We start from the raw sequence: 26,944 nt of genomic DNA on the forward strand, positions 1-26,944 counted from the left end.
GATTTGTGTGAATTCGCGCTTCCTGAACAATCGTCACAAAATCGCACTATATTGGTGCGATAGCCTGCACCCTTCCCACCGACCCAGCCCATTTTGGTTCGAAACTACCCGATGAAGCTGGCAGAACGCCACAGTTTCGAGCCTTAAACCCTTATTTCAGGGCTTAAACGCTTCTTTTCGGAGCCTTGGTTTGGTTTTTGCATTTTCCTTGTATCAGCGTGTGCCTCAAGCCCGCGCCTTGCTCCAAAAGAGGTCCTGATGACCATCAGCGATGCACTGCACCGTTTGTTACTCGACAACCTGACCACCGCGACCATCCTGCTCAATGACGACCTGCGCCTTGAGTACATGAACCCGGCGGCGGAGATGCTCCTGGCCATCAGCGGGCAGCGCAGCCATGGGCAGTTCATCAGCGAGTTGTTCACCGAGTCGGCCGAAGCCTTGAGCTCGTTGCGCCAGGCAGTGGAGCAGGCACATCCGTTCACCAAGCGCGAAGCGATGCTCACCGCCCTGACCGGCCAGACCCTGACCGTCGACTACGCCGTGACCCCGATCCTGAGCAACGGCAGCACCCTGCTGCTGCTCGAAGTCCACCCGCGTGACCGCCTGCTGCGCATCACCAAGGAAGAAGCGCAGTTGTCCAAGCAGGAAACCAGCAAGATGCTGGTGCGCGGCCTGGCCCACGAGATCAAGAACCCGTTGGGCGGGATTCGCGGCGCGGCGCAGTTGCTGGCTCGTGAGCTGCCGGACGAGCACCTCAAGGACTACACCAACGTCATCATCGAAGAGGCCGACCGCCTGCGTAATCTGGTGGACCGCATGCTCGGCTCCAACAAGCTGCCGTCGCTGGCGATGACCAACGTGCATGAGGTGCTGGAGCGTGTCTGCCAGTTGGTCGAGGCCGAAAGCCAAGGCTGCATTACCTTGGTGCGCGACTATGACCCGAGCATTCCCGACGTGTTGATCGACCGCGAGCAGATGATCCAGGCGGTCCTCAACATCGTGCGCAACGCCATGCAGGCCATCAGCAGCCAGAACGAGCTGCGCCTGGGCCGCATCAGCCTGCGCACCCGCGCCTTGCGCCAGTTCACCATCGGCCACGTGCGCCATCGTCTGGTGACCAAAGTCGAAATCACCGACAACGGCCCGGGCATTCCAGCAGAACTGCAGGAAACCATTTTCTTCCCCATGGTCAGCGGCCGCCCGGACGGTACCGGGCTGGGCCTGGCCATTACCCAGAACATCATCAGCCAGCACCAGGGTCTGATCGAATGTGAGAGCCATCCTGGCCACACCACGTTCTCGATCTTTCTGCCTCTGGAACAAGGAGCCCCATCGACATGAGCCGTAGTGAAACTGTCTGGATCGTCGATGACGACCGTTCTATCCGCTGGGTCCTCGAGAAAGCCCTGCAACAGGAAGGCATGACCACCCAGAGCTTCGACAGCGCTGACGGGGTGATGAGCCGCCTGGCGCGCCAGCAGCCCGACGTGATCATCTCCGACATCCGCATGCCCGGTGCCAGCGGCCTGGACCTGCTGGCGCGGATTCGCGAGCAGCACCCGCGCCTGCCGGTGATCATCATGACCGCGCACTCGGACCTGGACAGCGCTGTCGCGTCCTACCAGGGCGGCGCCTTTGAGTACCTGCCCAAGCCGTTCGACGTGGACGAAGCGGTGGCGCTGGTCAAGCGCGCCAACCAGCACGCCCAGGAACAGCAGAACCAGGAAGCCCCGCCCGCCCTGACCCGCACCCCGGAAATCATCGGTGAAGCGCCGGCGATGCAGGAAGTGTTTCGCGCCATCGGGCGCTTGAGCCACTCCAACATCACCGTGCTGATCAACGGCGAGTCGGGCACCGGTAAAGAACTGGTGGCCCACGCCCTGCACCGCCACAGCCCGCGGGCGGCGTCGCCGTTCATCGCGCTGAACATGGCGGCGATTCCGAAGGACTTGATGGAGTCCGAGCTGTTCGGCCACGAGAAAGGCGCCTTCACCGGCGCGGCCAACCTGCGGCGCGGGCGGTTTGAACAGGCGGACGGCGGCACGCTGTTCCTCGATGAAATCGGCGACATGCCGGCCGATACACAGACCCGCTTGCTGCGCGTGCTGGCGGACGGCGAGTTCTACCGTGTGGGCGGGCATACGCCGGTCAAGGTTGACGTGCGTATCATCGCCGCGACTCACCAGAACCTGGAAACCCTGGTGCATGCGGGCAAGTTCCGTGAGGACTTGTTTCACCGCCTCAACGTGATCCGCATCCACATCCCGCGCATGTCGGACCGTCGCGAAGACATCCCGACCCTCGCACGCCACTTCCTCAGCCGCGCCGCCCAGGAGCTGGCCGTCGAGCCGAAGCTGCTGAAAAGCGAGACCGAGGAATACCTGAAGAACCTGCCGTGGCCCGGCAACGTGCGCCAGTTGGAGAACACCTGCCGCTGGATCACGGTCATGGCGTCCGGGCGCGAAGTGCATATCAGCGACCTGCCGCCGGAGCTGCTCAGCCTGCCGCAGGATTCGGCCCCCGTGACCAACTGGGAACAGGCGCTGCGCCAATGGGCCGACCAGGCCCTGGCACGCGGCCAGTCGAACCTGCTGGACAGCGCCGTGCCGGCCTTCGAACGGATCATGATCGAAACCGCCCTCAAGCACACCGCCGGCCGCCGTCGCGATGCCGCCGTGCTGCTGGGTTGGGGCCGCAATACCCTGACGCGCAAGATCAAGGAACTGGGGATGAAGGTCGATGGCGCGGATGATGACGACGGGGACGAGGGCTGAATCTCAGCCCCACTGAAGATCCAATGTGGGAGGGGGCTTGCCCCCGATAGCGGCATGTCAGTCGGCATCTACATGACTGATCCACCGCAATCGGGGGCAAGCCCCCTCCCACATTTGGATCTGCATAAGGTTTGGCGACCATGCACCGCTTCAATGCACCATGAACCGGCATCGGGCACGGCGCCAACACCTCAAACCCTCGCACCGCAGCCTGAAATCAGACAACCGAAAACGCCAAAGCCCCGTATTCCGGGGCTTTTCGCTGTCTGGAGCGTTTTTTTCGAGCAACTTGGCCAGTGTGGCACGCGCCCTGCAATAACCCTGATACAACCCAGTTTCGGGGACCTTGGTACAGGCAGGCCGAGAATCCCCTCTTTACACCCGGGGTGCTTGATGCGAACCGCGTCGCGCTCCACACCGCTTTCGGGAACCTCGGTACAGGCAGGCCGGGGATTCCCTCTTTAACACGAAGCCGGATGGCTTCATCCCGTTTTGGGAGCCCTGGTACAGGCAGGCCGGGAACTCCCTCTTTTATTGCTCTTGGAGATGGATCTCCAGCCGCCAGCGGCCTTCAGCTTCCTCTCCCGACCATTCCCCACGCAACGGCCGCGCCGCCACCAGGTTGAGCAACAGGCCGCCATCGGTCTTGCGCACGCGCCAGTTCACATCCTTGTCATTGACCTTGAGCTGCCCGCTGGCGGCCTTGCCCTGCGCGTCGAACAACAGCGCCACGGTGCCGTCGATATGCTCGCCATGCAGCTTGGGTTCGCTGTTGAACCACACCACCACACCGTCGGCTGCTGGCGTCACCTGCAGCAATTCGACCGGGTCCGGGGCGGTCAGGCGCCCGATCATCAGGCCCACCATCAGGCCGACAATCGCCAAAGAGCCCAAAACCCTTGGCAATAGCTTCGGCCTGGGGTCTTCTTCGAGGGTAGAATGCAGCGCATCTTTGCCTTCGGAGCCGTGCATGTTTCACGTCATCCTTTTTCAACCAGAAATTCCGCCGAATACCGGCAACGTTATCAGGCTGTGCGCCAACAGTGGCTGCCACCTGCATTTGATCGAGCCGCTGGGCTTCGACATGGACGACAAGCGCCTGCGCCGCGCCGGACTGGACTACCACGAGTATGCCACCTTGCAACGCCACGCTGACCTCGCCAGCTGCCTGGAAAGCCTCGGCCACCCTCGGTTGTTCGCGTTCACCACCAAGGGCTCGCGGCCGTTCCATGACGCCAGCTTCGCCGACGGCGACGCCTTCCTGTTCGGCCCGGAAAGCCGTGGCCTGCCGGCCGAGGTGCTCGACGCCCTGCCCGACGGCCATCGCCTGCGTTTGCCGATGCGCGAAGGTTGCCGCAGCCTGAACTTATCGAACACCGTCGCCGTCGCCGTCTACGAAGGCTGGCGCCAACTCGGCTTCAAATAACACACATAACAAATGTGGGAGGGGGCTTGCCCCCGATAGCAGTGGGTCAGCCAACACCTATTCAGCTGACACACCGCAATCGGGGGCAAGCCCCCTCCCACATTTTTAGCGCATCGACTTATTGAACCGTCGACGAACCTTCCTGTTGCATGCGCTGCAGCTCTTGCGCGTACAGGGCATCGAAGTTCACCGGAGCCAGCATCAGCGCCGGGAACGAGCCACGGGTGACCAGGCTGTCCAGGGTCTCGCGGGCATACGGGAACAGGATGTTCGGGCAGAACGCGCCCAGGGTGTGGCTCATGGACGCTTCGTCCAGGCCCTGGATCAGGAAGATACCGGCCTGTTGCACTTCAGCGATGAAGGCCACTTCTTCGCCGTTCTTGACGGTGACCGAGAGGGTCAGCACGACTTCGTGGAAGTCGCCTTCCAAGGCTTTTTGACGGGTGTTCAGGTCCAGCCCGACGCTTGGGGTCCACTCCTGACGGAAGATGGCCGGGCTTTTCGGCGCTTCGAACGACAGGTCACGCACATAGATGCGCTGCAGCGAAAACTGTGGGCCTTGGGCTTCTGCTGCTTCGGTGTTCTGTTGGTCAGTCATCGCAGATCCTTCTTGATCTTGGGTCTTTTAGGGTTTAGGAGTCAGACGTGAAGCAGCGCGTCCAGCTTGCCGGCACGCTCAAGGGCAAACAGGTCATCGCATCCACCGACGTGCTTGGCGCCGATCCAGATCTGCGGCACGGACGTGCGTCCCGCCTTCTGGGCCATTTCGGCGCGCACCTGGGGTTTGCCGTCGACCTTGATCTCTTCGAAGGCAACCCCCTTCTTCTCCAGCAAGGCCTTGGCCCGCATGCAGTAAGGGCACCAATCGCTGGAATACACGACAACCTGGCTCATATCACTTCACCAGCGGCAGGTTGTCCGCGCGCCAGCTGCTGATACCACCAGACAGTTTGGCGGCGGTAAAGCCGGTCTTGAGCATTTCGCGGGCGTGGGTGCCGGAATGCTGGCCTTGAGCGTCGACCAGGATGATGGTCTTGGCCTTGTGCTTTTCCAGCTCGGCCAGGCGCGCGATCAGCTTGTCCTGGGGAATGTTCAGGGCGCCAACGATATGACCGGCGGCAAAATCCTTGGCCGGACGGATATCCACGACAACGGCCTCATCCTTGTTGACCAGCGCGGTCAGCTCCGACGTGCTCAGGCTGCGGCCACCGCGGCTCATTTCATGAGCGATCAGCAGCGCCAGCAGGATGACGAAGGCACCCGCGAGCAGGTAGTGGGCAGTGGCAAATGCAATCAGGTGATCAACCATCAAGGAGGTTCCAGGGCGTTAAAATGGCGGTAAGTATACACAGCCGTCAGGGGGGGCCAACCCCCGTAAAGCGGTGACGTGGTCGGAACTTCGCTTTAAACTGCCACTCCCTTTTCAATCCCCTTCATCAATTACCGCCGCGAGAGGATCTATGACTACGACGCCTAAACCTTTGGTCCTGATAATTCTCGATGGCTTCGGACACAGTGAAAGCCACCACGACAACGCCGTGTACTCGGCCAACAAGCCGGTGCTGGACCGTCTGACCGCCACTTTGCCCAACGGGCTGATCTCCGGTTCGGGCATGGATGTGGGCCTGCCGGACGGCCAAATGGGCAACTCGGAAGTCGGCCACATGAACCTCGGCGCCGGACGAGTGGTCTATCAGGACTTCACCCGCGTGACCAAAGCGATCCGCGACGGCGAGTTCTTCGAGAACCCGACCATCTGCGCGGCCGTCGATAAAGCCGTCGCCGCCGGCAAGGCCGTGCATTTCATGGGCCTGCTGTCCGACGGCGGCGTACACAGCCACCAGGACCACCTCGTGGCCATGGCCGAACTGGCCTTCAAGCGCGGCGCCGACAAGATCTACCTGCACGCCTTCCTCGACGGCCGCGATACGCCGCCGAAAAGCGCGCAATCGTCGATCGAACTGCTGGACGCCACCTTCGCCGCCCTCGGCAAGGGCCGCATCGCCAGCCTGGTCGGTCGCTATTTCGCGATGGACCGCGACAACCGCTGGGACCGCGTGTCCCAGGCCTACAACCTGATCGTCGACGGCCAGGCCGAATTCAACGCCGCCACCGCCCAGGAAGGCCTGGAAGCCGCCTACGCGCGCGGCGAGAGCGATGAGTTCGTCAAGGCCACCACCATCGGCGAGCCGGTGAAAGTGGAAGACGGCGACGCCGTGGTGTTCATGAACTTCCGCGCCGACCGTGCCCGCGAGCTGAGCCATGTGTTCGTCGACCCGGGTTTCAAGGACTTCGAACGCGCGCGCCAGCCGAAAATCGAGTTCGTGATGCTCACCCAATACGCCGCCAACATCCCGGCCCCGTCGGCTTTTGCCCCCGGCAGCCTGGAAAACGTGCTGGGCGACTACCTGGCGAAAAACGGCAAGACCCAACTGCGCATCGCCGAAACCGAGAAGTACGCCCACGTGACCTTCTTCTTCTCCGGCGGCCGCGAAGAACCGTTCCCGGGCGAAGAGCGCATCCTGATCCCGTCGCCGAAAGTCGCGACCTACGACCTGCAACCGGAAATGAGCGCACCGCAAGTCACCGACAAGATCGTCGACGCCATCGAACACCAGCGTTATGACGTGATCGTGGTCAACTACGCCAACGGCGACATGGTCGGCCACAGCGGCAACCTGGCCGCCGCGATCAAGGCCGTGGAATGCCTGGACCTGTGCGTGGGCCGCATCGTCGACGCCCTGGAAAAAGTCGGCGGCGAAGCGCTGATCACCGCCGACCATGGCAACTGCGAGCAAATGTCCGACGAGTCCACCGGCCAGGCCCACACCGCCCACACCACCGAGCCGGTGCCGTTCATCTACGTCGGCAAGCGTGATCTGAAAGTGCGCAAAGGCGGCGTGCTGGCCGATGTGGCGCCGACCATGCTGATGTTGATGGGGCTGGAGAAGCCCAAAGAGATGACCGGCACTTCGATCCTGGTCTGATCTAAACCACATGTGGGAGGGGGCTTGCCCCCGATTGCGGCGTGTCAGCTGAATAGGTGTTGGCTGACCTACTGCTATCGGGGGCAAGCCCCCTCCCACACTAGACTCGCGGTGTTGGGTAGATGTCTTTTCGCCATACCACTGCCGCTCGGCACCTATCTTGCCCAGAAGCCCGAATTGGGCGTTTTTTTTGCAGCGCTTGCCGGGCATACTAGGCCGTCCCTTTCCCTGGTGTCGCCCGCCTCTATGCTTCGCGCCTTGATTACCCTCGCTCTCGTCTGCCTGCTCCAACCGGCATTTGCCGATGAGCGCGCGCAAACCCAACAACAGTTGGACGCTACGCGTCAGGACATCACCGAGCTGAAAAAACTGCTCGGCAAGCTCCAGGAAGAAAAATCCGGGGTGCAGAAAGACCTGCGCGGCACGGAAACCGAGATGGGCAAGCTGGAGAAGCAGGTCCAGGAGCTACAAAAAGAATTAAAGAAGAGCGAGTCGGAACTGGAGCGACTCGACGCTGAGAAAAAAAAACTCCAGAGCGCCCGCGTTGAACAACAACGCCTGATCGCGATCCAGGCCCGCGCCGCCTACCAGAGTGGCCGCCAGGAGTACCTCAAGCTGCTGCTCAACCAGCAGAACCCGGAAAAGTTCGCGCGCACCCTGACCTACTATGATTACCTGAGCAAGGCACGCCTTGCCCAATTGAAGGGCTTCAACGAGACCCTGCGCCAACTGGCCAACGTCGAACAGGAAATCGCCGACCAGCAATCGCAACTGCTCGACCAGAAAAGCAGCCTCGACAGCCAGCGCGCCCAGCTCGACAAGGTGCGCAAGGAGCGCCAACTGGCCCTGGCCAAGCTCAATGACGACGTAAAGGCCCGCGACGCCAAGCTGCAAGCCCGCGAGCAGGACCAGGCCGACCTGGCCAAAGTATTGAAAACCATCGAAGAAACCCTGGCCCGCCAGGCACGCGAGGCCGAAGAAGCGCGACAGAAAGCGCTGATCGCCCAGCAGGAAGCGGAAAAAAAGCGCCAGCGTGAGGCCGAACTGGCAGCCACTACCGACGCTCCGGCCCCACGTAAACCGGCGCACGCAGCGCCCGGGCCGCTGGTTTCCAGCGCGGGCGAATCCTTCGGCGGGCCTTTTGCTTCCGCGCGCGGCAAACTTCCGTGGCCGGTTGATGGTCGACTGCTGGCACGCTTTGGGGAAACCCGCGGCGATGACACCCGCGCCAAGTGGGACGGGGTGATGATCAGCGCGGCCGCCGGCAGCCAGGTCCACGCCGTCCACGGCGGTCGCGTGGTGTTTGCCGATTGGCTGCGGGGCGCCGGTTTATTGGTGATTCTCGACCACGGTAATGGCTATTTGAGTCTTTATGGCCACAATCAGACTTTACTCAAGTCGGCAGGTGATGTGGTAAAAGCCGGGGAATCCATCTCCACTGTCGGTAACAGTGGCGGCCAGGACACCCCGGCGCTGTACTTCGCTATTCGTCAGCAGGGCCGCCCGAGCGATCCTGCACAATGGTGCCGCACCCAAGGATAGGGTCGCATCTACATTAGGAGTTCGTTCGACATGCTGTATTTGTCCCGCCTCACTTCGCTGGCCCTGACGATCGCCCTGGTGATCGGCGCGCCTCTGGCTTTCGCCGACCAGGCCGAACCGGCTGCACCCGCCGGCATGGCCGCGACCACCAAGGCGCCGTTGCCGCTGGAGGAGTTGCGCACCTTTGCCGAGGTCATGGACCGGATCAAGGCAGCCTATGTCGAACCCGTGGACGACAAGACCCTGCTGGAAAATGCCATCAAGGGCATGCTCAGCAACCTCGACCCGCACTCCGCCTACCTCGGCCCGGAAGATTTCGCCGAGCTGCAGGAAAGCACCAGCGGTGAGTTCGGTGGCCTGGGCATTGAAGTCGGCGCCGAAGACGGCCAGATCAAAGTGGTCTCGCCGATCGACGACACCCCGGCGTCCAAGGCCGGCATCCAGGCCGGCGACCTGATCGTCAAGATCAACGGCCAGCCGACCCGTGGCCAGACCATGACCGAAGCCGTCGACAAGATGCGCGGCAAGATCGGCCAGAAAATCACCCTGACCCTGGTGCGCGACGGCGGTGCGCCGTTCGACGTGACCCTGGCCCGCGCGACCATCACGGTCAAGAGCGTGAAGAGCCAGCTGCTGGAGTCGGGCTACGGCTACATCCGCATCACCCAGTTCCAGGTCAAGACCGGCGACGAAGTGGCCAAGGCCCTGGCCAAACTGCGTAAAGACAACGGCAAGAAGCTCAACGGCATCGTGCTCGACCTGCGCAACAACCCCGGTGGCGTGCTGCAGTCGGCGGTGGAAGTGGTCGACCACTTCATCACCAAAGGCCTGATCGTCTACACCAAGGGCCGTATCGCCAACTCCGAACTGCGCTTCTCGGCCACCGGCAACGACCTCAGCGAAAACGTGCCGCTGGCCGTGCTGATCAACGGCGGCAGCGCCTCGGCCTCGGAGATCGTCGCCGGCGCCCTGCAAGACCAGAAGCGCGGTGTACTGATGGGCACCACCAGTTTCGGCAAAGGCTCGGTGCAAACCGTGTTGCCGCTGAACAACGAGCGCGCCCTGAAAATCACCACCGCGCTGTACTACACGCCAAACGGCCGCTCGATCCAGGCCCAGGGCATCGTGCCGGACATCGAAGTGCGCAAGGCCAAGATCACCAACGAGGTCGACAGCGAGTACTACAAGGAAGCCGACCTGCAAGGCCACCTCGGCAATGGCAACGGCGGCGCCGACCAGCCGACCGGCAGCAGCGCCAAGGCCAAGCCGATGCCACAGGACGATGACTACCAACTGGCCCAGGCGTTGAGCCTGCTCAAGGGCTTGAGCATCACGCGCAGCCGTTGATATGCGCGTTGCCCTGATCATCGCTGCACTGTGCAGCCTGGCCGGGGTCGCCCACGCGACCCCGGCCAGCGAACCGCACAAAGCCTACCTGACCCTGATCATCGACGACCTGGGGCAAAACCTGCCCCGGGATCGCCGTGTGCTGGCCCTGCCCGGCCCGGTGACCACGGCGATCATGCCCGACACGCCCCACGCCGCCGAATTCGCCCGCGAAGCGCACAAGGCCGGCAAGATCGTGATCCTGCACATGCCCATGGACCCGGCCACCGGCCCGTTCGCCTGGCACCCCGAGTTGCCTATCGAGGAGCTCGGCAAGCGCCTGGACGCCGCGTTCAAGGCCGTGCCCTACACCGCTGGCATCAACAACCACATGGGCAGCCGCATGACCGCCCAGCCCGAAGCCATGGCCTGGCTGATGGGCGAGCTGCAACGGCGCCACAAGTTCTTTGTCGACAGCCGCACCAGCGCGCAGACCGTCGGCGCCGCCGAAGCGCAGAAGATCGGCCTGGCCAGTGTCTCGCGGGATGTGTTCCTCGACGACGAACGCACCGAAGCCGCGATCACCACGCAATTGCAGAGCGCCATCAAACTGGCCCATAAACAGGGCTCAGCGGTGATGATCGGCCATCCGTATCCACAAACCCTGGCGGTGCTCGAACGCGAGCTGCCCAAGCTCAAGGCCCAGGGCGTGGACTGGATTGATATCAAACTGATGATCAGCGTGCGCAGCAATCAGGCGATGGCAGGGCACGGCAAGAACGGCACCTATCGCTACAAATAGCGCGCCATCATCTGGTCGAGCAGGCCTTCCTCGCGCAACTGATCCAACGCTGCCTGCAACTTGGCCACCGTTTCGTCCGGCACATCCTTGTTCAGCGCCAGGTACAACTGGGCACTGTTGAAGCGAAGGATGGTCTTGAGCCCGGTCACACCGACCTGGCGCGCCAGGTAGCGGCCGGCCGGGTCGCCGGTGGCCCACAGGTCGATCTGGTCATCCAGCAGCTTTTGCGCGTTGTCCTGGTCACGCAGCACCAGCACTGGCTTGAGGCCCTGCTTCTCCAGGGTCTCGGCAATCGCGTCGCCCTTGTACGCGCCGATCTTGTAGCGCCGCGCCTGCGCCAGCTCGTCGAGCCGGATCTTGCTGTCGGCCTTGGCCAGCATCACCCAGTCATCCGGGCCGATAGGGCCGACCCATTTGAACAGCGCTTCGCGCTCCGGCAGGCGGGCCATCACGAACACACCGTAGCCGGGGTTTTCCAGGGCGAGTTTGTAGATCCGCTCCCAAGGAAAGCGCAGAGTGAGGCTGTAGGAAATGCCAGCACGCTTGAAGGTTTCGCGCATGATGTCCACGGCGATGCCTTCGATATTCTCGTCCTTGGCGAAGTTCTTGCCGTTTTTCGCCATGTTGTAGGGCGGGAAGTTTTCCGTCAGCAACACCAGGGAGGCGTCAGACGATTCTTCGGCTTGGGCCACTCCGATCATGAACACGGAGGTACTGGCGAGCGCGAGCAACAGGTCTTTGAACATGAAAGTTACCGGAATCCATGGCAAGCGCAGAGAGTGCCGCGCACTTGCCATGGTGTCCAGCAGCGTTTAGCGCACCACGATACCGCGCGCGGCCATGTAAGCCTTGGCCTCGGGGACGGTGTATTCGCCGAAGTGGAAAATACTCGCCGCCAACACGGCGCTGGCGTGGCCTTCGATCACGCCGTCGGCCAGGTGCTGCAGGTTGCCGACGCCACCCGACGCGATCACCGGAATGCCCAGCGCATCGCTGATGGCACGGGTCACGCCGAGGTCGAAGCCGTTTTTCATGCCGTCCTGATCCATGCTGGTCAGCAGGATTTCACCGGCGCCCAGGCCTTCCATCTTCATCGCCCACTCCACCGCGTCCAGGCCGGTCGGCTTGCGCCCGCCGTGGGTGAAGATCTCCCAGCGCGGCGGTTCGCCGGGGCCGGAGACTTTCTTGGCGTCGATGGCCACCACGATGCATTGCGAGCCGAAGTGCTGTGCGGCTTCGCCGACGAACTCCGGGTTGAACACTGCGGCGGTGTTGATCGAGACTTTGTCCGCGCCGGCATTGAGCAGGTTGCGGATGTCTTGCACGGTGCGAACGCCACCGCCCACGGTCAGCGGGATGAACACCTGGCTGGCCATGCGCTCGACGGTATGCAGCGTGGTGTCACGGCCGTCGACGCTGGCGGTGATGTCGAGAAAGGTAATCTCGTCGGCACCTTGCTCATCGTAGCGACGGGCGATTTCCACCGGGTCGCCGGCGTCACGGATGTTCTCGAACTTGACGCCCTTGACCACGCGACCGTTGTCGACGTCCAGGCAAGGGATGATGCGTTTGGCCAGCGCCATGGTCAGTCCTCAGCCGTTGTAGGCATCGCAGTAAGCCTGGGCTTCGGCGACGTCCAGGGTGCCTTCGTAGATTGCGCGGCCGGTGATCGCGCCGATGATTCCAGGGGCCCGGGCATCCAGCAGCGACTTGATGTCACCCAGGTTGTGGATGCCACCGGACGCGATCACCGGGATCCTGGTCGCCGCCGCCAGCGCAGCGGTGAACGGTACGTTGCAGCCCTGCATCATGCCGTCTTTGGCGATGTCGGTATAAACGATGGCGGACACGCCGTCGGCTTCGAACTGCTTGGCCAGGTCGATCACCTGCACCGTGCTGATTTCCGCCCAGCCGTCGGTGGCGACGAAACCGTCCTTGGCGTCCAGGCCGACGATCACCTTGCCCGGGAACGCGCGGCAGGCTTCGGCGACGAAGGCCGGGTCTTTCACGGCCTTGGTGCCAATGATCACGTAGCTTACGCCGGCCTTGACGTAGTGTTCGATGGTTTCCAGGGAGCGGATACCGCCGCCGATCTGGATCGGCAGGTTCGGGTAGCGCTTAGCGATCGCAGTCACCACTTCGCCATTGACCGGCTGGCCTTCGAAGGCGCCGTTCAGGTCCACCAGATGCAGGCGACGGCAACCACCGTCCACCCATTTGGCAGCCATGCTCACCGGGTCGTCGGAAAACACCGTGGAATCTTCCATGCGGCCCTGGCGCAGACGCACGCAAGCGCCGTCCTTGAGATCGATAGCGGGGATAATCAGCATCTGGCAAACCTTATTCGATATTCAGCAATGCTTGGGAAATCAGGGTTTCTCAAGCGACCACAGGTCGCTTTCGATGCTTTCGAACCGTTCCCTAAGGAGCGTCTGCGTATCGAAAATCGCCCTGTTGTAATAGTGCGGCGCAACTTCAATGGTGAACAACTCAAGGATCTCGGCAACCTCGAACGAGCCCAGCTTGAGCTCGAAACGGTCCTCCATGAAGCGCTTGATCTTGTTGGTAGCCTCACGTTCCTGTTCGGGCGTGAGGTTCAGGATCGGCAGCTTCGGTTTCTTGGCCATCTACCAGCGACCGTCCCACGCAGCGAAGTTCTGCAGCAATTGCAGGCCATGGGTATGGCTCTTCTCCGGGTGGAACTGCACCGCAAAACGCGAACCTTCGGCCAGCGCAGCGGCGAAGTCGACGCCGTAGTGCCCGCCACCCACCACCTGGCGCGGGTTACCGGCGGCGATGTAGTAGCTGTGGACGAAGTAAAAGCGCGCCATGTCCGGGATCTCATGCCACAGCGGGTGATCCACGGTGCGCCGCACTTCGTTCCAGCCCATGTGCGGGACTTTCAGGTGCTCGCCGTCTTCATGCAGGTCCTTGCCGAAGAACTTCACTTCGCCTGGAAACAGGCCGATGCAGTCGACGCCGTCGTTCTCTTCACTGCGCTCGAGCAAGGCTTGCATGCCCACGCAAATGCCGAGGAACGGCCGGTCCTGACTGACCTCGCGCACCAGGCTGTCGAAGCCCAGGCGACGGATTTCGGCCATGCAATCGCGAATCGCGCCAACGCCCGGGAACACCACGCGGTCAGCCTCGCGAATCACCGTGGCATCGCTGGTGATCAGCACCTTGCCAGCCCCTACGTGCTCGAGGGCCTTGGCCACCGAGTGCAGGTTGCCCATGCCGTAATCGATAACCGCGACCGTCTGCATTACAGGACGCCCTTGGTCGATGGCATTTGCCCGGCCATGCGCTCATCCAGCTCCACCGCCATGCGCAGCGCGCGACCGAAGGCCTTGAACACGGTTTCGATCTGGTGGTGGGTGTTGGTGCCGCGCAGGTTGTCGATGTGCAGGCTGACGAGGGCGTGGTTGACGAAACCCTGGAAGAATTCCTGGAACAGGTCGACGTCGAAGCCGCCCACGGTGGCGCGGGTGTAGGGCACGTGCATCTGCAGGCCGGGGCGGCCGGAGAAGTCGATGACCACACGCGACAGCGCCTCATCCAGCGGGACATAGGCGTGGCCGTAGCGACGGATGCCTTTTTTGTCGCCGATGGCCTTGGCGAAAGCCTGGCCGAGGGTGATACCGACATCCTCCACCGTGTGGTGGTCGTCGATATGCAGGTCACCCTTGCTGACGATATCCAGGTCGATCAGCCCATGACGGGCGATCTGGTCCAGCATGTGCTCAAGAAAAGGTACACCGATATCAAATCGGGCCTTTCCGGTGCCATCCAGGTTGATCGAGGCTTTGATCTGGGTTTCCAGAGTGTCGCGCTCGACGGACGCCTTACGTTCGGCCATCACCAGCTCCGCAAAATCATTGGGCGAAAAAGGCAGCCATTATAGGGGCGCGGGCGCTAAACAGAAACATCGAAGGGGATAAGACTGACGAGTTGAAGCGAGGAAGGTCGACGCTAGACATGTGCATACAAGCGGGCGCTCCAGGATGGTGCGCCCGCCTGCAGTCAACTTAGTGGAACAGTACCGCCGTCTTCTGCAGGGTCACCCACACACCCCACGCCAACGGAATACCCACCACCAACCAGGCCGCGACAGCCAGCGGCTTGCTGCCGGCGGAGGCTTTCCACTCCAGCACGGTGCTCGAATCGGCACCCTTGTCATGGCCCAGCGCCTGTTCGGCGGCCAGTTCGGCGTCGCTCATGAAGTACTTGTCGGCCACCGGGCGCACCAGCAGGTTGCAGATGAACCCCAGCACCAGCAGGCCGGCGAGGATGTACAAGGTGATGTCGTAGGCGGCGGCGCGCTCGACGCCGATGCTCAACTGATATTCACGCAGGTAGTTCACCAACACCGGGCCCAGCACGCCCGCCGCAGCCCAGGCGGTCAGCAGGCGACCATGGATCGCGCCGACCATCTGGGTGCCGAACAGGTCGGCCAGGTAAGCCGGAACCGTCGCAAAACCGCCGCCGTACATCGACAGGATGATGCAGAACGCCGCCACGAACAGCGCCACGTTGCCCAGGTGCCCGAGGTTCGGGATCAGCGCATACAGGGCAAAGCCCAGGGCGAAGAACACGAAGTAGGTGTTTTTACGGCCCAGGTAGTCGGAGAACGACGCCCAGAAGAACCGGCCACCGATGTTGAACAGGCTCAACAGCCCGGTAAAGCCCGCCGCGATCGCCGCGATCGAGGCCAGTTGCCCGACATTCAGTTGGCCGAACGGCACATCCACACCCAGCAATTTGCCGCCGAACACTTCCTGCAGCAGCGGCGAAGCCATGCCGAGGATGCCGATACCGGCCGATACGTTCAGGCACAGCACCAGCCAGACCAGACGGAATTGCGGGGTTTTCCAGGCGACGTTCACGTGAACGTGACGATGGGTGATCATCGCATTGCTGGCTTTTTTCACCGGCGCGGTCCAGCCCTCAGGCTTCCAGCCGGTCGGCGGAACACGGTAGGACAGCGCGCCACCGATCATGAACACGAAGTAAATCGCCGCCATCACCAGAAAGCTCTGCCACACGCCGACGCTGGTCGGCGAAGCGAAGTGCCCCATCAGCGCTGCCGCCAGGGGAGCCCCCACCATCGCGCCGCCGCCGAAGCCCATGATCGCCATGCCGGTGGCCATGCCGCGCTTGTCCGGGAACCACTTGATCAGGGTCGACACGGGCGAGATATAACCCAGGCCCAGGCCGATACCGCCAATGACCCCGGAGCCGATCCACATCAGCCAGATCTGGTGGGTATAAATCCCCAGCGCCGAAATCAGCAGGCCGCCACACCAGCACAGCGCCGAGACGACGCCCGCCTTGCGTGGCCCGGCATGTTCCAGCCAGCCGCCCCATATCGCTGCCGAGCAGCCCAGGAAGATGAAGAACAGGGTGTAGATCCAGCCCAGCATGGAGATCGGCCAGTCGCACTGAGACGAGAAGACCTGAGCGATAAAGCTCATATCCGGCGCACAGGCCACCGGCGCGCTGATCCCCAGCGCCTTGGACAGCGGCAACCAGAACACCGAGAAGCCGTAGGCCATGCCGATACACAGGTGGATGGCCAGAGCGGCCGGTGGAACCAGCCAGCGGTTGAACCCGGGCTTGGCGATAATGCGCTCCTTGGACAGGAACGCAGGCTGCGCGGCAGCAATACCCGCCGCAGTGCTAGTGCTCATTGGTGTTTCCCCCAGTTATTAGTATGTGTTCGTCAGGCGCGCTCTCCTTCGGCCTTGCACGCAGAGCGTGGCCGTTTTGTTGAATAAAGCTCCATTTAAAGCGCGACGTTACGTCGCAGAAGGCGGACGAACGCGCAGAGATTAGCATCAGTGGATGACAGAAAAACCAAAATGCCACTACCTTTCGCGGATTTTTTGTGTTTTTTGACGCCAAAATACCGCCCCCCTGCGCTAGATACAATGTAACGATCCGTGAACTGACGCAGGCCATCGGGCGCTATACTCTGCGGCTAAATTTTGAAATCGACATACAAGGACTCGCCCATGAAAGCGTTCGGCAAAATCCTGGGTCTGGTACTTCTCGGGCTGTTGCTGATCATTGTGGCTCTCGGCTTTGCCCTGACCCATCTCTTCGATCCCAACGACTACAAAGACGAGATTCGCCAGATTGCCCGCGACAAGGCCCACATCGAGCTGACGCTCAATGGCGACATCGGCTGGAGCCTGTTCCCCTGGCTGGGCCTGGAACTGCACGAAGCCAGCGTCGCGACCCTGACCAACCCGACCCAGCCGTTCGCCGATCTGCAGATGCTCGGCCTGTCGGTACGCGTGTTGCCGCTGCTGCGCCGCGAAGTGCAGATGAGCGATGTGCGCGTCGAAGGCCTGAACCTGCGCCTCAACCGCGACAAGCAAGGCCACGGCAACTGGGAAGACATCGGCAAGAACGCCCCCGAGGCGCCCACCGCTACGCCAACCCCCGTGCAAGCGACGGCACCGGTGACCGAGGTGAAGGCAGAGAAACCGCCGCAGCCCATCCGCCTGGACATCGACAGCCTGACCATCAACAACGCCCGCATCGAATACAACGATGAACAGACCGGCAAGCAGTTCAGCGCCGAAAGCATCCAACTGAGCGCAGGCGCCATCCACGAAGGGGCGAGCATTCCGCTGAAGCTCACCGCGTTCCTCGGCAGCAACCAGCCGGTCATGCGCGTCAAGACCGAACTCAACGGCAACCTGCGCATTCAGCGGGCGCTCAAGCGTTATCAGTTCGAAGACATGCGGTTCAGCGGCGAAGCCACCGGCGAGCCGCTGCAAGGCAAAACCGTGACCTTCTCCACCCAGGGCCAACTGCTGGTGGACCTGGCGGCCAACATTGCCGAGTGGACCAACCTGAAACTCTCGGCCAACCAGTTGCGCGCCCTCGGCGAACTGAAGGTCAATGACCTGGACAAGACCCCGCAGCTCAGCGGCGCCCTGTCGATCGCCCAGTTCGACCTGGCCAAGTTCCTCGACAGCGTCGGCAACCCGCTGCCACCGATGGCCGAGGGCAGCCTGAGCAAAGTCGAGCTGGTCAGCCGCCTCCAAGGCACGCCGACCCGCCTGGCCCTGGAAGACCTCAACCTGAAACTCGACGGCAGCACCTTCACCGGCCGCGTTGCCGTGGACGATTTCGCCAAGCAATCGCTGCGCGTGCAACTCAAGGGCGACACCTTCAACGCCGACAATTACCTGCCGGCCAAGTCCGAGTCCGCCAAGGGGGCAACCGCCGCACGCCAGGCCGAAGTGCAGAACAGCGAAGCCGGCGCCATGGCCGCCGGTGGCACCACACCGCTGCCGGACGCCCCGACCAAAGGCGCCTGGAGCACCGACAAGCTGCTGCCGCTGACCCGCCTGCGCACGCTGGACGTGGAGGCCGACCTGGCCTTCGGCCAACTGACCCTGAGCAAGCTGCCGATCCAGAACGCCATGCTCAAGGCCAGCGGCCTCGACGGCCAGCTCAAGCTCGACAGCCTGAGCGGCGGCCTCTACAACGGCAGCTTCCAGGCCAATGGCAGCCTCGATGTGCGCCAGGACATTCCAGTGCTGGCCCTGCAAAGCCACATCAAGCAAGTGCCGGTCGAGCGCATCCTGCAAGCCCAGGGGCAGACGCCGCCGGTCAAGGGCCAGATCACCCTCGACAGCAACCTCAGCGGCCGCGGCAACAGCCAAAAGGCACTGATCGACAGCCTCAACGGCAACGCCAGCTTCGTGATCAACAACGGCGTGCTGCTCAACGCCAACCTTGAACAGCAACTGTGTACCGGCATCGCCCTGCTCAACCGCAAGACCTTGAGCAGCGAGCCACGGGCCAAGGACACCCCGTTCCAGGAACTCAGGGGCAACCTGACGTTGCGCAACGGCGTGGCCAACAACCCCGACCTGAAGGTGCGTATCCCCGGCCTTACGGTCAACGGCAACGGCGACATCGACCTGCGCGTGCTGGGCATGGATTATCGCGTCGGCATCATCGTCGAGGGCGATCAACGCGAAGTGCCGGACCCCGCCTGCGAGGTAGGCGCCAACTTCCAGGGCATCGAAGTGCCGCTGCGCTGCCGTGGCCCGCTGGAGCTGGGCGCCAAGGCGTGCCGCCTGGACAAGGACGGCCTCGGCCAGGTCGCCATCAAGGCCGCCGGCAACCGCCTCAACGAGAAGCTGGAAGAGAAGCTCGACAAAGTTAACCCGCAGTTGAAAGACGCGTTGAAAGGCCTGTTCAAACGATGAGAAACGAGCAGTTTTCCGAGGCGGTACTGAACTGGTACGACCGCCACGGTCGCCATGACCTGCCCTGGCAACAGGGCATCACGCCCTACCGGGTGTGGGTTTCGGAGATCATGCTGCAACAGACCCAGGTCAGCACCGTGCTCAATTACTTCGACCGTTTCATGGCCTCCCTGCCAACGGTCGAAGCCCTGGCCGCCGCGCCGGAAGACGAGGTGCTGCACCTGTGGACCGGCCTCGGCTATTACACCCGGGCGCGCAACCTGCAGAAGACCGCGAAGATTGTCGTGGCCGAGTACGGCGGCGAGTTTCCCCGCGACGTGGAAAAACTCACCGAACTGCCCGGCATCGGCCTGTCCACCGCCGGCGCGATCGCCAGCCTGAGCATGGGCCTGCGCGCGCCGATCCTCGATGGCAACGTCAAACGCGTGCTGGCACGCTTTACCGCGCAGGAGGGCTACCCCGGCGAACCCAAAGTGGCCAAACAGCTCTGGGCCACCGCAGAGCGCTTCACGCCCCGTGATCGCGTCAACGCCTACACCCAGGCGATGATGGACATGGGCGCCACCCTGTGTACCCGCAGCAAGCCCAGTTGCCTGTTATGCCCGCTGGAAAAAGGCTGCGAAGCCCACATGCTCGGCCTGGAGACGCGCTACCCGATCCCCAAGCCGCGCAAGACCATCCCCCAGAAGCGCACGCTGATGCCCATGCTGGCCAATGGCGACGGCGCGATCCTGCTTTACCGTCGCCCGTCCACGGGCCTGTGGGGCGGTTTGTGGAGCCTGCCGGAGCTGGACGACCTGCAAGACCTCGAACACCTCGCCCACCAGCACGCGCTGGAGCTGGGCAAACAACAGGAACTGCCGGGGCTGATCCACACCTTCAGCCACTTCCAACTGGCCATCGAACCCTGGCTGGTCCAGGTCGAGGAATCCGCCCATCACGTGGCCGAGGCCGACTGGCTCTGGTATAACCTCGCCACCCCGCCGCGCCTGGGCCTTGCCGCCCCGGTGAAAAAACTGCTGAAGCGCGCGGCCGACGTATTGAACGCAGGAGTTTCGTCATGACCCGCACCATCATCTGCCGCAAGTACCACGAAGAACTGCCCGCCCTGGAGCGCGCCCCGTTCCCGGGTGCCAAGGGCCAGGACATTTTCGATCACGTCTCCGCCAAGGCCTGGGCCGACTGGCAGAAACACCAGACCCTGCTGATCAACGAAAAACGCCTGAACATGATGAACGCCGAAGACCGCAAATACCTGCAAGGCGAGATGGACAAGTTCTTTTCCGGCGAGGATTACGCCAAGGCCGAAGGCTACGTGCCGCCTGCTCAATAATTGAGCAAAAACCGGGGTCGGCACGTAAGCGACGGTAATAATTAAATATTTTTTGAAAACTTGCTTGACGACCCCCTGAAAAACCCGTTTAATGCGCCCCGTTGCCCAGATAGCTCAGTCGGTAGAGCAGGGGATTGAAAATCCCCGTGTCGGCGGTTCGATTCCGTCTCTGGGCACCACTATTAAGTTTCAGGTGGTGCAACGATCATCTGAAACACCCAAAAAACCCGCCTAGTGCGGGTTTTTTGTTGCCTTCGATTTACCCATCCCGAACCGGGGTGGCTCACCGTCACCCCAGTACGCAATACCCGCCTCGCGCCGCCTACTTGAGCAAGAACACCAACAACGGATTGTCGTTCAGTCGCCCGTTGAACATCGGCGCCAGGTGTTCCACCGGTGTGCCCTTCAACTGCTCGGTTTCCTTGCGCGCCACGATCACCCAGGACGGCCGTGGCAGCGAGTCCAACTGATCGAGCTGGTTACGCCCGATGAACAGCGGTTGCTCGTCGTGATCCAGGTTCATCATGTAGCGCACGGCCCAGGTGTCCCGCGCAAGGCCGACAAACACCAACGGTCCCGGCTCTTGTGCGCGAAGCGCTTCCACCTGACTGACAAATTGCCGGGTGTCGAACTGCAGGTCCTTGGCCGGCTCTACCACGGTCACCAGCAACAACCACTGCGCCGCCAGTGCGATCGCGCTGAGCCACACCAAACGCCCGGCGCGACGCCAGGCGATCAATGCTGCCCCCTGCAGGATCACCAGCACGCCGATCAGCAACGGCAACGAAACGTCCGGCCAGTAACCGTGCTTCTGCCACCCATGCCGACACACGAAGACTACAACCACGCACAACGCCGGCAGCGCCGCGACGAGCCATGTGTAACAGCGACGCAGCCCGACGAACCAGTTCTGTGCGTGGAGCAGCCCATAGGCGGCGACAGCGGCAAACATCGGCACCATGGGCAGGATGTAATAAGCGCGCTTGAAGTGCGGCACCGACAGCCCGAGCAGAATCATCAAGCCGCAGGCGCCGAGCCGCACGACCAGTCGCACGTCGTCATTGCCCCAGCGTTCCGGCCAGCGATGACGCAGCGCAACCATGCTCGCCAACGCCATGGGGACCACCGGGAAGTAACGGTACAGACTCAGCTGGAAGTAGAAATAGAACGGTTCGCCGATTTCATCGAGGCGCCCGCCGACCTGCATCTTGAACACTTCATCGGCAAAGGCCTGGCCCCCACTGATCCGCGCCAACTGCATCAGCAGCCACCAGCAACACGCCAACAGCAGCAACCCGATAACGCCGTGGATCAGCACTTGCCTGACCCGCTCCCCCGGACGACCCAACGCCCAATACACGCAGGCCACCCCACAGACTTCGATCAAGCCCAATGGCCCGCGAATCGCAAAGCCCAGGATAAACAGCGGGAACACCGCCAGTTGCCGCAGCCTCGAGCCAAGGCGTTCGCCACTGTGCAGCAGGTAGAAGCTGCCTACGCACAACAGCGCCACCATCTGATCCAGGCACACCGAGCGCGACTTTTCGAGCAACTGGGTGGTGAGCAAGGTCAGCAGCACCGTCAACAGCGCCCAGGCGCGACTGGAAGGCGCCAGCAAGCGATAGATCAGCGCCACCACTCCGGCAGAGGCCAGCGCGGTGGGCAGGACGTTCGCCAGGTGGTTGGGCGCACCGAACAGCCGGGCGAATACAAAACTGAAGAACGTCGCCGTACCGGGATAATCCGCGTAGGGCTGGCCGTAGGTAGTGGGGAAAAGACTCGCCCCATGGCGAAACATTTCCTGCATGAACAACGCCCAGCGCCCGTCAAATCCCTGAGGCTGCTGGTCCCAGATCCCCAACGTAAATAACAACAAAGCAATCAGAAAGATGCCCAGAGACTCCAGGCGAAAAGAGTTGCGCTGATCCATCGGTTGTCCTGCCAGGTAGTGAGCGGCGGCTTATGGTGCCCAACACATCCCAAATAGCGCCTGAACAACCCTGAACATTCATGTGCCCGGCCGATCTGCGCGCCACACCAGCGTCGGGATCAGGCGAACGTAGATCAGCTCGCCAATCAACTCGACCAGGGTTTGCAGGATCACCGCCGTCGCCGCCAACCCGCGCACGCCTTCGGGCAACGCCAGCGCCAGGGGCAACACCACCAGCGAGTTACGCGTCGCCGCGCTGAACGTCACCGCGCGCGCCGTCACCGCCGGCAGCGCGAACAGGCGCGCGGCGAACATCCCCATCAATGGCGCCAACAGCACGAAGCCAACGTAGACCGGAATCACCGGCAGCAACAGGCTGATATCGCGCACCACCGCGGTGATTTGCGAACCGATCACCACAAACAGCACCGCGGCCATCGCCGGCACCGGCAACCAGGCCCAGGCATCGTTCCAGGCGTTGACGACCGAGGATCGCCGCGCCAGCGAGGTGGTGATCACCGCCAGCACCATCGGTACCACGATCAATAACAGGAACGCCTCGACAAACGGCCGCACCTCCACCACCACCGCGGACTGCGCGCCCAACATCAACCCCAGGTACACCGGCAACAACACCAACTGCAACAGTAGCAGCAGCGGAGTCGCGGCCAGCATCAAGCGCGAATCGCCCTTGCCGATATGGGTAAACACCACCACGTAGTCGATACACGGCGTCAACAACACCAGCAACGCCCCCACCAGCAACGTCGGGCGCTCCACCAGACCACGCGTCAGTAGCCACACCAGCACGGGCACGAGAACAAAATTGGCCAGCAGCAACGCCGCCAGGAACCGCTGGTTGCCCACGCCTTGGCGCAGTTGCAGAAACGGGATTTGCAGGAACATCGCATACATCAGCACCGCGATGGCCGGCGTGACCAGCACGCCGAGGCCATGCACCAATGACGGCGCGAGCAGACCGAAAGCGGCGGCCAGGAGGACGGTGGCGAAGTAGAGGGGAATCTGGTGGTGTTCGAGGGTGTCGCGGGTCATCAGGACGCTCTCGCTGATTGCAAAGGCGCAAGCCTAAGCATCTACTGGCGTGAGGTCGAGTGGTGTGGCCCGATCACATCCCTGGGATATTCCTGGCGAGTGTGTAACACCATCACTATCTCAACGTGCTCCGTCACCCGATAGACCACCAAGTAGTTTGGATGAACAACCATTTCCCGAGTACCAGACAAGCGACCGTGCTTGAATCCGTATGGCAACGGTCGTAGCTGGCAGCTTGCTCTTCTGTTTCAAACTCCGAAACGATGGGAGAACGTGGAATGCTCATAGAGACCTCCGTAATGGATGCCTGCCAGTCTAATCTGTCCATGGTTGGCTGTCGTTTCTCTCAGATGTGTGGTTTTTTCGGAACAAGCCACTGTGCGCGGGCGTTGTAGGCGTTGTGAGCGCCAGAGATTAGTGAGTCAGCGGAACGAAGTACAAGTGCTGGCAAACTGGCCAACCGTTACCAAAAATAAAAAATCGGCACAGGCCCAAAACGATGAATTTGAATGATGCCTCTTCGCTAACGCCTGCAACTCAACCCAGCCAAAACACTTCCTTCAGGGCACCCGCCGCAGACGGCTACCCGCTTGGCGGCTTCACCTGGCGCCATATCCGAAGCGACCCTACACGCCCGGTCGTCATCATCAACGCCGCCACCTCCGTGCGCTGTCGCCACTATTCACGCTTCGCCGACTACCTGTTCGCCAACGGCTTCGATGTCATCACCTACGACTATCGCGGCATCGGCGAGTCCCGCCGTGGTTCGCTGCGAGGCTTCAAGGCCTCATGGTCGGATTGGGGCCGCCTGGATTTCGAGGCGATATTGCAGCGGGCGCAGCGCGAGTTCCCGGGGCAGCCGATCGACGTGGTCGGTCACAGCTTTGGCGGCTGCGCAGCGGGGCTCGGGGCGTCCGGCGCAGTGATCCGGCGCCTGGTGACGGTGGGCGCGCAATTCGCCTACTGGCGCGATTACGCAGCGAGCGGGCGCTGGCGCATGGTTGGCAAGTGGCATGTGGTGATGCCACTGGTGACGGCGCTGTTCGGCTACTTCCCGGGCAAGCGCCTGGGCTGGCTGGAGGATACGCCGGCCGGCGTGGTACGGGACTGGAGCACGCCGACGCCGAGCTATGAAACACGGCCCAGCGGGCGCGCCTTGGGTGAACTGCCGTTTGCCCGGGTAACGGCGCAAGTGCTGGCGATCAGCATCACCGACGATCCCTTCGGCACCGTGCCGGCCATCGAGCGCTTGCTGAGCTACTTCGCCAGCAGCGAACGCACTCACCTGCGCATCGCCCCTGACGATATCGGAGAAACACAGGTCGGACATTTCGCGTTCTTTCGCAGCGAGTATGAGGATCGGCTGTGGCCGATTGCGCTGGCATGGCTGAAGCACGGCGCGCTAACACCCGGTACACCGGGCCGTCGCATAACGGCGCGCGTCTAGAACCCCTTGGGATTTCCCTCAACCTGCGCTTCAATACCCACCCAGATCCTGAACCAAGGACGTGAGCCCATGGCCTCGCCGAACAAGCAGCAAAAACGTGCCCACCGGGCAAAGGCCAAGGCCAAGCAAAACCGTACCCAACGCGCCGTCGCGAGCAAGCCGGATGCATTTGCCGGCGATGACAGCCGCATCGATCTTGAGTCGGTGGATTTGACTGAATTGTTTGTCGAGATGCGTACTGCCGGCGAAATCAGCCAGCAAGCGCTGTGCGCGGCATTCCTGGCGCACCCGCTGTTGGCATTGGTGCTGGAGCAGGAAGGCGAAGAAGAGGCCACCGACTTTATCCTGGCGGCACTGATCGAATATCGGCAGTGGGCTACCGACACCGAGGATGAAGCGGCAGCCCTGGCGTGGGTCGAGTCGCCGCAGTTCCAGGCGGATTACGTCGCCGCATCCCAGGCGCTGGTGATTTCCCAAGACTGACGCAAAACGCAATGTGGGAGGGGGCTTGCCCCCGATTGCGGTGTGCCAGTCGACATCTAATTGACTGATACACCGCTATCGGGGGCAAGCCCCCTCCCACATTTGAACTGCGGCGCAATCAAGCACCGCACTCCATCACATCAATTCAGTACTGCAGCGCCTACGCTCTGGGCATTGCGACGGCTCGAAACGAGCAGCCCCGCCGCCACCACCAGCAAGCTCAAGACCCCGGTCGCGATGATCTCGACCCGATGGGCTTCCTGGAACAGCATGATCCCCAGCGTACCGACGATGAACACCATCACCGCGTAGGTCAGGCCTGGGAACAACCACATTTTGAACGCGAGCGTCTCGCCCGCCGCAGTACGCTTCTGACGCATGCGCAGTTGCGACACCGCAATCACCAGGTACACCAGCAACGCAATGGCGCCGGAACTGGCCAGCAGGAATTCGAACACCGCCGCCGGTGCCACGTAGTTGGCGAAGACCGCCAGGAACGCTGCGCCGGTGGACAGCATCACCGCCCAGTAAGGCGTGCCGCTTTTGTTGGTGCGCTTGGACACAGCGGGTGCATCACCACGACGGCCCAGGGAAAACAGCATGCGCGAGGCGGTGTACAGCGCCGAGTTGAGGCAGCTGGTCACGGCAACCAAGACCACCAGGTCAACGATCAGCTTGGCATTCGGGATACCCATGCTTTCCAGCACTGTCTGGTAGGAACCTACGGCAGCCAGGGTCGGATCGTTCCAAGGCACCAGGGACACCACGATGAAGATCGACAGCAGGTAGAACAAACCAATCCGCCAGATCACCGAGTTGGTGGCCTTGGTGATCTGCTGGCCCGGGTCCTTCGACTCGGCGGCCGCGATGGTGACAATTTCGGTGCCCATGAACGAGAACATGGTGGTCAGGATGGCCGCCAGCACAGCGCCCATGCCGTTCGGCATGAAGCCCTGGGTGTCGAACAGGTGCGAGACACCGCTGACCTGGCTGGTCGGCAGGAAGCCGAAGATCGCCAGCAGGCCGAGGATCACAAAGCCCACGATCGCGACGACTTTGATCAGCGCGAACCAGAACTCGAACTCACCGTAGTGCTTCACGCTGAACAGGTTGGTCGCCGTCAGCAGCAAGGTGATGATCAGGGTAAACGCCCAGATGGCCACGCCGGGGAACCAGGCATGGAGGATGGTCGCGGCGGCGTTGGCTTCCAATGGAATCACCAGCACCCAGAACCACCAGTACAGCCAGCCGATGGTAAAACCGGCCCAGTGACCGATCGCCCGATCGGCGTAGGTAGAGAACGAACCGGTGTCCGGCGACGCCACGGCCATTTCGGCCAACATCCGCATCACCAAGACCACCAGCGCACCGGCGGCGGCATACGCCAGCAGTACCGCAGGGCCGGCGGCGGCGATCGCGTGGCCGGAGCCGACAAACAAACCGGCACCGATGACGCCGGCAATCGACAACATGGTGACGTGACGCGGTTTGAGCCCCTGTTCGAGGTCATTGGAGCTATGCGTACTACTCATTGACACACCTTTAAACGAGGAATTGCGAAAACGGTCCGCCCGGCGCGTGCCTTTTACGTGAAAAGAAACAAA

26 protein-coding genes, 1 tRNA gene and 1 pseudogene are annotated in these 26,944 nt (G+C 62.3%); 13 read left to right on the forward strand and 15 right to left on the reverse strand.

The window, feature by feature from the left end:
• Nucleotides 1-258: 258 nt before the first annotated feature.
• On the forward strand, nucleotides 259-1,344 hold the full coding sequence (gene glnL, locus INT12_RS22760; RefSeq protein ID WP_017849925.1) for a nitrogen regulation protein NR(II): 1,086 nt from the start codon (nucleotides 259-261) through the stop codon (nucleotides 1,342-1,344).
• Nucleotides 1,341-2,777 carry a nitrogen regulation protein NR(I) gene (gene ntrC / locus INT12_RS22765; RefSeq protein WP_017849926.1) on the forward strand — a complete coding sequence of 479 codons (1,437 nt, stop codon included), beginning with the start codon at nucleotides 1,341-1,343 and terminating at the stop codon, nucleotides 2,775-2,777. The genes glnL and ntrC overlap by 4 nt, the downstream gene beginning before the upstream one ends.
• 531 nt (nucleotides 2,778-3,308) lie before the next feature.
• Here ntrC and INT12_RS22770 read toward each other — a convergent pair.
• A complete protein-coding gene (locus INT12_RS22770; protein WP_017849927.1) occupies nucleotides 3,309-3,749 on the reverse strand; it encodes a hypothetical protein in 441 nt (146 codons plus the stop codon).
• On the opposite strand from INT12_RS22770, the gene INT12_RS22775 reads away from it, so the two are divergent.
• On the forward strand, nucleotides 3,748-4,203 hold the full coding sequence (locus tag INT12_RS22775) for a tRNA (cytidine(34)-2'-O)-methyltransferase (RefSeq protein ID WP_017849928.1): 456 nt from the start codon (nucleotides 3,748-3,750) through the stop codon (nucleotides 4,201-4,203). The two genes, INT12_RS22770 and INT12_RS22775, sit on opposite strands and share 2 nt — an antisense overlap.
• A gap of 118 nt (nucleotides 4,204-4,321) precedes the next feature.
• Here INT12_RS22775 and secB read toward each other — a convergent pair whose 3' ends face one another.
• From secB to INT12_RS22790, 3 genes are read right to left on the reverse strand one after another with little or no spacing between them, the layout of a single operon-like run.
• Entirely contained in the window at nucleotides 4,322-4,801 is a 480-nt protein-coding gene (gene secB, locus INT12_RS22780; RefSeq protein WP_017849929.1) for a protein-export chaperone SecB, read from the reverse strand.
• A 41-nt stretch (nucleotides 4,802-4,842) separates the two neighbouring features.
• Nucleotides 4,843-5,097 carry a glutaredoxin 3 gene (grxC, locus tag INT12_RS22785; protein WP_046384999.1) on the reverse strand — a complete coding sequence of 85 codons (255 nt, stop codon included), beginning with the start codon at nucleotides 5,095-5,097 and terminating at the stop codon, nucleotides 4,843-4,845.
• A gap of 1 nt (nucleotide 5,098) precedes the next feature.
• Nucleotides 5,099-5,512, reverse strand: coding sequence for a rhodanese-like domain-containing protein (locus INT12_RS22790; RefSeq protein ID WP_017849931.1), 414 nt, complete (start codon nucleotides 5,510-5,512; stop codon nucleotides 5,099-5,101).
• A gap of 151 nt (nucleotides 5,513-5,663) precedes the next feature.
• Here INT12_RS22790 and gpmI point away from each other — a divergent pair, with 151 nt between their 5' ends.
• The 4 genes from gpmI to INT12_RS22810 all read left to right on the forward strand — a co-directional run bounded on the left by gpmI (nucleotide 5,664) and on the right by INT12_RS22810 (nucleotide 10,860).
• Nucleotides 5,664-7,190: a 2,3-bisphosphoglycerate-independent phosphoglycerate mutase gene (gpmI, locus tag INT12_RS22795; RefSeq protein WP_046385000.1), complete on the forward strand. Its 1,527-nt coding sequence runs from the start codon at nucleotides 5,664-5,666 to the stop codon at nucleotides 7,188-7,190.
• Nucleotides 7,191-7,436: 246 nt separating this feature from the next.
• Entirely contained in the window at nucleotides 7,437-8,732 is a 1,296-nt protein-coding gene (locus INT12_RS22800) for a murein hydrolase activator EnvC family protein (protein ID WP_193059025.1), read from the forward strand.
• Between the two features lie 30 nt (nucleotides 8,733-8,762).
• Entirely contained in the window at nucleotides 8,763-10,079 is a 1,317-nt protein-coding gene (locus tag INT12_RS22805) for a S41 family peptidase (protein ID WP_017849934.1), read from the forward strand.
• Nucleotide 10,080: 1 nt separating this feature from the next.
• The gene (locus INT12_RS22810) at nucleotides 10,081-10,860 is read left to right on the forward strand and encodes a divergent polysaccharide deacetylase family protein (RefSeq protein WP_017849935.1); all 780 of its coding nucleotides are present in this window, start codon (nucleotides 10,081-10,083) and stop codon (nucleotides 10,858-10,860) included.
• Here INT12_RS22810 and INT12_RS22815 read toward each other — a convergent pair.
• The 7 genes from INT12_RS22815 to INT12_RS22845 form a co-directional block, all read right to left on the reverse strand.
• Nucleotides 10,851-11,606, reverse strand: a complete 756-nt coding sequence (locus tag INT12_RS22815; RefSeq protein WP_193040718.1) for a substrate-binding periplasmic protein — start codon at nucleotides 11,604-11,606, stop codon at nucleotides 10,851-10,853. The genes INT12_RS22810 and INT12_RS22815 overlap by 10 nt on opposite strands.
• Before the next feature lie 66 nt (nucleotides 11,607-11,672).
• Nucleotides 11,673-12,443: an imidazole glycerol phosphate synthase subunit HisF gene (gene hisF / locus INT12_RS22820; protein WP_010563131.1), complete on the reverse strand. Its 771-nt coding sequence runs from the start codon at nucleotides 12,441-12,443 to the stop codon at nucleotides 11,673-11,675.
• Nucleotides 12,444-12,452: 9 nt separating this feature from the next.
• On the reverse strand, nucleotides 12,453-13,190 hold the full coding sequence (hisA, locus tag INT12_RS22825; RefSeq protein ID WP_017849937.1) for a 1-(5-phosphoribosyl)-5-[(5-phosphoribosylamino)methylideneamino]imidazole-4-carboxamide isomerase: 738 nt from the start codon (nucleotides 13,188-13,190) through the stop codon (nucleotides 12,453-12,455).
• 39 nt (nucleotides 13,191-13,229) lie between these two features.
• Nucleotides 13,230-13,487, reverse strand: a complete 258-nt coding sequence (locus INT12_RS22830) for a DUF2164 domain-containing protein (protein WP_017849938.1) — start codon at nucleotides 13,485-13,487, stop codon at nucleotides 13,230-13,232.
• Nucleotides 13,488-14,126 (reverse strand): imidazole glycerol phosphate synthase subunit HisH, encoded by a 639-nt coding sequence (gene hisH / locus INT12_RS22835; RefSeq protein WP_017849939.1) that lies wholly within the window; start codon nucleotides 14,124-14,126, stop codon nucleotides 13,488-13,490.
• Nucleotides 14,126-14,719: an imidazoleglycerol-phosphate dehydratase HisB gene (hisB, locus tag INT12_RS22840; RefSeq protein WP_017849940.1), complete on the reverse strand. Its 594-nt coding sequence runs from the start codon at nucleotides 14,717-14,719 to the stop codon at nucleotides 14,126-14,128. Before hisB ends, hisH begins: the two co-directional genes overlap by 1 nt.
• A gap of 169 nt (nucleotides 14,720-14,888) precedes the next feature.
• The gene (locus INT12_RS22845) at nucleotides 14,889-16,550 is read right to left on the reverse strand and encodes an OFA family MFS transporter (RefSeq protein ID WP_193040719.1); all 1,662 of its coding nucleotides are present in this window, start codon (nucleotides 16,548-16,550) and stop codon (nucleotides 14,889-14,891) included.
• Between the two features lie 324 nt (nucleotides 16,551-16,874).
• Here INT12_RS22845 and INT12_RS22850 point away from each other — a divergent pair, with 324 nt between their 5' ends.
• The 4 genes from INT12_RS22850 (at nucleotide 16,875) to INT12_RS22865 (ending at nucleotide 20,606) form a co-directional block, all read left to right on the forward strand.
• The gene (locus tag INT12_RS22850) at nucleotides 16,875-19,094 is read left to right on the forward strand and encodes an AsmA family protein (RefSeq protein WP_193040720.1); all 2,220 of its coding nucleotides are present in this window, start codon (nucleotides 16,875-16,877) and stop codon (nucleotides 19,092-19,094) included.
• The gene (mutY, locus tag INT12_RS22855; protein ID WP_193040721.1) at nucleotides 19,091-20,158 is read left to right on the forward strand and encodes an A/G-specific adenine glycosylase; all 1,068 of its coding nucleotides are present in this window, start codon (nucleotides 19,091-19,093) and stop codon (nucleotides 20,156-20,158) included. The genes INT12_RS22850 and mutY overlap by 4 nt, the downstream gene beginning before the upstream one ends.
• A complete protein-coding gene (locus INT12_RS22860) occupies nucleotides 20,155-20,427 on the forward strand; it encodes an oxidative damage protection protein (protein WP_017849944.1) in 273 nt (90 codons plus the stop codon). The genes mutY and INT12_RS22860 overlap by 4 nt, the downstream gene beginning before the upstream one ends.
• 103 nt (nucleotides 20,428-20,530) lie before the next feature.
• Nucleotides 20,531-20,606 (forward strand) — tRNA-Phe (locus INT12_RS22865).
• Between the two features lie 143 nt (nucleotides 20,607-20,749).
• Here INT12_RS22865 and INT12_RS22870 read toward each other — a convergent pair.
• The 3 genes and pseudogenes from INT12_RS22870 to INT12_RS22880 all read right to left on the reverse strand — a co-directional run.
• Entirely contained in the window at nucleotides 20,750-22,357 is a 1,608-nt protein-coding gene (locus tag INT12_RS22870; protein WP_193040672.1) for an ArnT family glycosyltransferase, read from the reverse strand.
• A 78-nt stretch (nucleotides 22,358-22,435) separates the two neighbouring features.
• Nucleotides 22,436-23,410, reverse strand: coding sequence for an arsenic resistance protein (locus INT12_RS22875; RefSeq protein ID WP_193040671.1), 975 nt, complete (start codon nucleotides 23,408-23,410; stop codon nucleotides 22,436-22,438).
• 41 nt (nucleotides 23,411-23,451) lie between these two features.
• Nucleotides 23,452-23,625 (reverse strand): annotated as a pseudogene (locus INT12_RS22880) (type II toxin-antitoxin system RelE/ParE family toxin); the annotation flags it as partial.
• A 284-nt stretch (nucleotides 23,626-23,909) separates the two neighbouring features.
• Here INT12_RS22880 and INT12_RS22885 point away from each other — a divergent pair.
• Entirely contained in the window at nucleotides 23,910-24,857 is a 948-nt protein-coding gene (locus INT12_RS22885; protein WP_046490899.1) for an alpha/beta fold hydrolase, read from the forward strand.
• A 69-nt stretch (nucleotides 24,858-24,926) separates the two neighbouring features.
• Complete coding sequence (locus INT12_RS22890) at nucleotides 24,927-25,340, forward strand: hypothetical protein (RefSeq protein WP_046385011.1); 414 nt, start codon at nucleotides 24,927-24,929, stop codon at nucleotides 25,338-25,340.
• 140 nt (nucleotides 25,341-25,480) lie between these two features.
• Here the strand turns inward: INT12_RS22890 and gabP are convergent, their stop codons facing one another.
• Entirely contained in the window at nucleotides 25,481-26,872 is a 1,392-nt protein-coding gene (gabP, locus tag INT12_RS22895; RefSeq protein WP_193040670.1) for a GABA permease, read from the reverse strand.
• Nucleotides 26,873-26,944 lie beyond the last annotated feature (72 nt).

The sequence above is a fragment of the Pseudomonas sp. K8 genome (genome assembly GCF_014889455.1).
Classification (GTDB): Bacteria; Pseudomonadota; Gammaproteobacteria; order Pseudomonadales; family Pseudomonadaceae; genus Aquipseudomonas; species Aquipseudomonas veronii.